At 73.4% G+C, this 5,916-nt stretch carries 4 protein-coding genes; all 4 read right to left on the minus strand.

What is annotated here, in order from left to right:
• Positions 1 to 82 precede the first annotated feature (82 nt).
• Positions 83 to 1,219 carry a glycosyltransferase family 1 protein gene (locus tag ND748_RS22935; RefSeq protein ID WP_251748029.1) on the minus strand — a complete coding sequence of 379 codons (1,137 nt, stop codon included), beginning with the start codon at positions 1,217 to 1,219 and terminating at the stop codon, positions 83 to 85.
• A 112-nt stretch (positions 1,220 to 1,331) separates the two neighbouring features.
• Entirely contained in the window at positions 1,332 to 3,017 is a 1,686-nt protein-coding gene (locus ND748_RS22940) for a glycosyltransferase (protein ID WP_251748030.1), read from the minus strand.
• Positions 3,014 to 4,429, minus strand: coding sequence for a glycosyltransferase family 2 protein (locus ND748_RS22945; RefSeq protein ID WP_251748031.1), 1,416 nt, complete (start codon positions 4,427 to 4,429; stop codon positions 3,014 to 3,016). The genes ND748_RS22940 and ND748_RS22945 overlap by 4 nt, the downstream gene beginning before the upstream one ends.
• A partial coding sequence (locus tag ND748_RS22950) for an ATP-binding cassette domain-containing protein (protein ID WP_374216003.1) occupies positions 4,426 to 5,916 on the minus strand: 1,491 nt, incomplete at its 5' end. The genes ND748_RS22950 and ND748_RS22945, both read right to left, overlap by 4 nt.

The raw sequence follows: 5,916 nt of genomic DNA on the forward strand, positions 1-5,916 counted from the left end.
GGCCGGCCCCGGCTCGCCGCGGATCGGCCTGGCGGCCCTGGCGGGCTGCGCGATCGTCGGCGGGGTGCTGCTCGCCGTCGCCCTATGGAAGCTCGGCGACCCGGCGGTAGACAGCCGCGGTCAGTTCCGCGGTGCGCCGCCAGGTGAAGGTGCGGGCGTGAGCGCGGCCCACCTCGGCGTCGCCGGGGGAGCTGAGCAGGGCGAGGATCGCCTCGGCGAGGTCGTCGGCGAACGAGTCCCGGTCGGCCTGACGGACCAGTCGCACCGGGCTGCCGACGGTGTCGACCAGGGCCCCGGTGACCTCCCGGACGGTCGGGATGTCGGCGGCGACCACCGGGGTACCGGCGGCGAGCGCTTCCAGGGGCGGTAGGCCGAAACCCTCGTAGCGGGAGGGAAAGCACAGCACGCTGGCGCCCGCGACCGTAGCCCGCAACTGCTCGGCGTCGAGGTAGCCGGCGGTGACGACGCTGCCGGCGGGCAGCCCGGCGAGGTCGAGGGTCGGCCCCCACCCCGGCGGTCCCACGAGGACCAGCGGGGGCGCGCCGAGTTTTGCCGCGTGCAGCCGGCGGACGGCCTCCAGCAGGACCGGCAGGTTCTTGCGGGGTTCGACCGAGCCGACGAAGAGCAGGTACCGCTCGGGCAGCCCGTGCTCCCGCCGCCAGGCCCCAGTCGGCGCCGGGGTGGTGAACCAGGCGTCGTCGACGCCGAGCGGGGTGGGGGTGACCAGCGCCGGGTCGAGCCGGTAGGCGGTGATCACCTCCTCGGCGACGGCCCGGCTCGGCGTCAGTACGGCCGAGGCGCGCCGCAGCCCGCGGGGAACGAGATCGCTGTAGCGGGCGGAGGCGGCCGTGACCGTGTCCGGGGTCCGCAGGTAGGACAGGTCGTGGATGGTGAGCACGCCGCGGGCGCGACGCAGCGGCGGCAGGACGAAGTTGGTCCCGTGCACGATGTCCGCGGCGCCGGTGAGCCATTCCACGGCCGGCTGCTCGCCGCGGATCCAGGCGTCCTGGAGCAGTCGCGCCGGCGCCCGGCGGGCGGCCGGGCGCACCCCCGCCGGCAGGCTCCCGGCCAGCTCGTCGAGCCCACGCCAGGTGAACGCCGTCGCCGCCAGCTCCCAGGAGGTGTCGAGCCGGGCGAGGCCGGCCAGCAGGTGCTCGGTGTAGCGGCCGACGCCGGTGCGCCGCCCGAGCAGCGGCGTGCCGTCGAGCACGATCCTCATCCGCCTGCTCCCGCCGCTGTCGTGTCGATGCCGCGCTGCCGCTCCCGGTCAGCTCTGGTTCCGGTCAGCTCTGGTTTCGGGTAGTCCTGGTTTCGGGTAGTCCTGGGTTCGGTCAGCCCTGGTAGAGGTGGCGGCGGTCGGCGATGTCGCGCCACTGGTCGGCGAACGCGTCGTCCGAGAAGGTCTGGGCCCGCTCGACCGCCGCGGCCGCGAGCCGGCCGCGCAGGCCGTCCTCGGCGGCGAGCCGACGGGTGAACGAGGCGACCTGCTCCGGCCCGGTCCACCGGTAGCCGTCGACGCCGTGCCGGACGATCTCCCGCTGCCCGGCGCGGTCGATGACGACGGGCACGCAGCCGCCGGCCATCGCCTCGACGGTGGTCATCCCGAAGTGCTCCGCCGTCCAGGGCCGGCGCCGGTCGTCCTCGCCGTAGCCGGTCGCCGACCAGAACACCGAGCTGGTCGACAGCAGCTGCTCCACCTGCGCCCGCGGGGCGTTCGGGTGGACCTGCACCGGCAGGCCGGCCCCGGCGGCGCGGACCTGCTCCAGGTAGGGCCGCTGGGACTCCTCGCAGCCGCCGACGACGTGCATCGTCCAGCCCGGCAGGTCGCCGGCACGGTACAGCTCACCGAACCACTGCACCATCTCGAGCTGCCGCTTGGCGTGCCCGAGACCCGGCATGAAGAACCGCCCGACGGTGACGACGGCCTTCTCCCGGGTCGGCGCCGGGTGCAGCCGCTGCACCTGGATGGGGGGGAACAGCACGTCGGCGTCGCGCCTCCACAACCGCCGGATCCAGCCCCGGGTGAACTGCGAGTTGGCCATGACCACGTCGTAGCCGTCGAGGTAGGCCAGGTCCGCCGGGTCCCGCAGCAGCCAGGGGAAGCGTAGCGGCAGGCGGGCGATCGGTCCCTCGTCGCCGTCGGTGACTCGTGGGCGGCTCACCGCGACGCCGAGCTCGCGCACGTCCGCGGCGCCCGGCGAGAACGCGTCGCTGACCAGGGTGAGCTCGGTGCCGTCGGTGGTCGGCGGCAGCGGCACCTCGAACGGGGCGAAGTCGGCGCCGATCTCCAGCTTGGCCAGCACCCCGCCACCGGCGTCGAGGACCCGCAGCGAGGTGCCGGCCGGCGCGCCCGGACGGCCGATGTCGGCGCGCAGGGTGCGCCGCTCACCCGGGCTGACGGCGAGGATGCCCGACCCGTTCGTCCAGGTCCACTGCCGGCGGCGGCCGCCCTCCGGCGGGTACCAGCCCTGGCCGAAGCTGACCGCGGGGCGCACCCCGCGCAGCAGCGGACCGGCGGTGCGCACGGCGGCCTTACGCCAGGCCGCCATGTCGTGGTCGAAGGGCGTCGGAAAGAAGCACAGGTACGCCGACCGCGGGGACTGCGGCGCGATGCGGCTCATGTACGAGCCGTTGACGAACAGGTCGTAGCCCGCGGAGAGGGCCGCGATGGCTTCTTCGCCGCGGTCGGGCAGCCGGACGTAACGGCAGCCGGTGAGATCCAGGCCGAGATGGCTGCCGAGCCGGTCGAGGTCGACCTCGGAGTGCCCGAGGATGTCGACGCTCGCACCCTCGGCCGCCAGCACCTGAGCGATCATGCCGTTGTGGCGTTCCCCGCCGCCCATCGAGTGCCAGAACCGGTTGTAGACGGCGGCCCGAACCCCCCGCGCCGGCTGCGCGTCGGACCCGCTGGCCGGATCGACCGCAGTGGCCGGGTCGACCGCAGTGGCCGCAGTGGCCGGGTCGACCGCAGTGGTCGGCGCGGCGGGATCCGTGGCGCCGCTCGCGAGCTCGCTCATCGGGAGACCAGCCAGCTCTGCAGGCTCGAGCGCCGCTCGGCGGCGGTGCGGCCGATCTCGCGGCGGGCCCGCAGCATCGTGGGCAGCAGCCGCAGGTAGGAGCCGCAGACCCGGAGCCGCAGCAGCGTCGGGCGGACCGCCGGGCGGCTGCGGCCCCGCCAGGCCTGGCGCAGGGTGCGCACCGCGATGGAGGCGGTCGTCGCCGGGTAGCGCAGCACCGCGGACAGCGCCAGCGCCGCCGTCGCGTCCTTGGTGAGCATCAGCAGCCGGTTGCGGTCGGTGTGGAAGACGAACAGCGGCGACCACTCGACGCTCGACGCGGAGTGGATGTGCCGCAGCACCGCGCCCGGCATGTAACGGATCGTGTACCCGCGGGCCCGGATCCGCCACGACAGGTCGGTGTCCTCGTAGTACAGGAAGAACGCGTCGTCGAACCAGCCGAGCTCGTGACCCAGCGACGACCGGATCGCCATCCCGTTGCCGCAGGCGGTGAACACGTCCTCCGGCTGGTCGAACTGGCCGGTGTCGACCTGCTGGTAGCCCCGGTCCGCGCCGTAGCCGTCGGTCAGCACGATCCCGCCGACGTTGTTGACCACGTCGACGCGCGGCGCCTCCCCGCCGACGGTCAGAGTCACCGTCGTCGACTCGGGGCCGACGGCCAGCTCGGCCCGACCGCCATCGGCGGTCCCGGTCGGGCCGTCCCAGCTCAGCACGACCTGCTTGCGCGACTCCGCCGCCCAGGTGAACCCGAGGGTGACCGGTCCACCGTCCGGGATCGGGACGCACAGCTCGCCGTCGCCGCGGGTCCAGAAGTACGGGGCCTTCGGCGGTCCCTCGGCGCCGTAGGTCAGCTTCTCCCAGAGCACCTCGCGCAGCGCCTCGTGCCCGTCCACCGTCACCGACGACACCCGCACGCCCAGCTCCCGGGAGTCGTGCGGGCCGGGCACGAAGGTGGGCGTACTCAACCGCAGCCGCAGGAAGCGGGGGAGGAACACGACCTTGCCGGTGGCAGCGCCGAGGTGCTGGCCGCCGGGCTCACCGAACGGCGCCAGCAGAGCCGCGAGCCACGTCGGTTCGGGCACGGCGTCGTTGTTCACCAGCACCGCATACGGCGTGGTGACCTGACGCAGGGCGAGGTTGTTGCCGCCGGCGAAACCAAGGTTGCGGTCCGAGGGCACGATCCGCACCCAGGGGTAACGCTCGGCGAGTAGTTCCCGGGAACCGTCCACCGAGGCGTTGTCGACGACCCAGGTCTGGAAGGCGAGGCCGGCGTCCTGCTTGGCGATGCCGTCGAGGCAGGCCGGCAGCAGGTGCGCCCCGTTCCAGTTGACGATCACGATGGTCGCCAACGGCTCGGTCGCCGCGCCACCGCCCGGCCCGGCGGTGATTGCCGTCTGCTTCCGCTCCGTCATCCGCGCAGCCTCGCCTCGTAGTCGACCTTGAGAAGCCCGTCTGCCTGCGGTCCGCTGACGCCGAACAGCTCCTCGAACCGGCGGGTCGTCACCGGGGCTCCGGTGGTGGCGTCCGACACGTGCACCTTGACCGCGAACGCCCCGAGCAGCTCGGGTAGGTGCGGGACGGAGAAGTCGACGATGTGCCGCCCGGGACCGACGGCGAGCCCGCCCAGCGGCGTCTCCATCATCCAGATGGGCACCTCGCTCTGCCCGACGATGTAGGTGTGCAGGTAGATCTGCGCCGGCGCACCCTCGGTGACGTCGAGCTCGACGCTGACCGTGAGCCGCTCGCCCGGGTCGTACTGCACCAGCGGCAGCCCGCCGGGATCCAGGCTGAAGGCCACCGACTGGGGCCGGACGGTGGCGTACTCCCACGACACCGGACCCTCGGCCGGCAGGCTGCCCAGCTTCTGCCGCAGCAGCTTCGTGCCCACGGCAGGGTTGCCGTCGTAGATCAGTGAGCCGGACTCCAGGACCAGGATCCGGTCACACATGCTCTCGATGAGGTCGAGGGAGTGGGTGACGAACAGGATCGTGCGCCCCTGCGCCCGGAATTCGGCGATCTTGGCCAGGCACTTGCGCTGGAACGCCTCGTCGCCGACGGCGAGCACCTCGTCGACGAGCAGCACGTCCGGATCGACGTGCACGGCCACGGCGAAGCCCAGGCGCACGTACTGGCCGGACGAGTAGTGCTTCACGTCATCGTCGATCTTGTGCCGCAGTTCGGAGAAGTCGACGATCGAGTCGAACAACCGGTCGATCTCCCGCTTGGACAGCCCGAGCAGCGAGGCGTTGAGGTAGACGTTGTCCCGCCCGGACAGCTCGCCGTTGAACCCGGCACCGAGCTCCAGCAGCGACGCGATCCGGCCCTGCACCGAGACCTGCCCGCTGGTCGGGCGCAGGATGCCGGCGAGCACCTTGAGCAGGGTCGACTTGCCCGAGCCGTTCGCCCCGGCGAGCCCGACCGTCTGGCCGCGCCCGATCGTCACGTCGACGTCGCGCAGCGCCCAGAAGTCGTCCCCGGCGGGACCACCACGGCGGACGAACCGTTCCTTCAGGCTCGTCGCGCGGTTGCTGTACGAGACGAATCGCTTGCTCACCCCGGTCCCCTGGATCACCACCGCCGAGCCGGGGGCGGGTTCGCCGACGCCGACCTGCTCGGGGGCTCCGAAGGGATCGCGAGCTCCGAAGGGATCGGGGGCACCGACCGGGTCGGGGGCACCGAGGGGATCGACCACGCCGGGCCTGCCGGCCGGCGCCGCCCCGTACGCGTCGGGAACGCCCCAGGGGTCCGACCGATCCGGCGGCGTTGCGGCGACCTCCGGGTAGGACGACAGGGCGGGTTCGAGCGGTGCGGGTTCGAGCGTTGGGGGGTCGAGTAGGGCGGGGTCGAGCGCGGTCGGCTCGAGCGCGGTGGGGCCGGCCGGCGCGGCGCCGTCGGACGC

Origin of the sequence: Frankia sp. AiPs1 (genome assembly GCF_023716945.1) — a bacterium.
In the GTDB taxonomy this organism is placed as follows: Bacteria; Actinomycetota; Actinomycetes; order Frankiales; family Frankiaceae; genus Frankia.

Bases quoted from the DNA above. Each gene is read 5' to 3' on its own strand.
- ND748_RS22935 (WP_251748029.1), bottom strand. From the start codon at position 1,219: ATGAGGATCGTGCTCGACGGCACGCCGCTGCTCGGGCGGCGCACCGGC.
- ND748_RS22945 (WP_251748031.1), bottom strand. From the start codon at position 4,429: ATGACGGAGCGGAAGCAGACGGCAATCACCGCCGGGCCGGGCGGTGGC.
- ND748_RS22940 (WP_251748030.1), bottom strand. From the start codon at position 3,017: ATGAGCGAGCTCGCGAGCGGCGCCACGGATCCCGCCGCGCCGACCACT.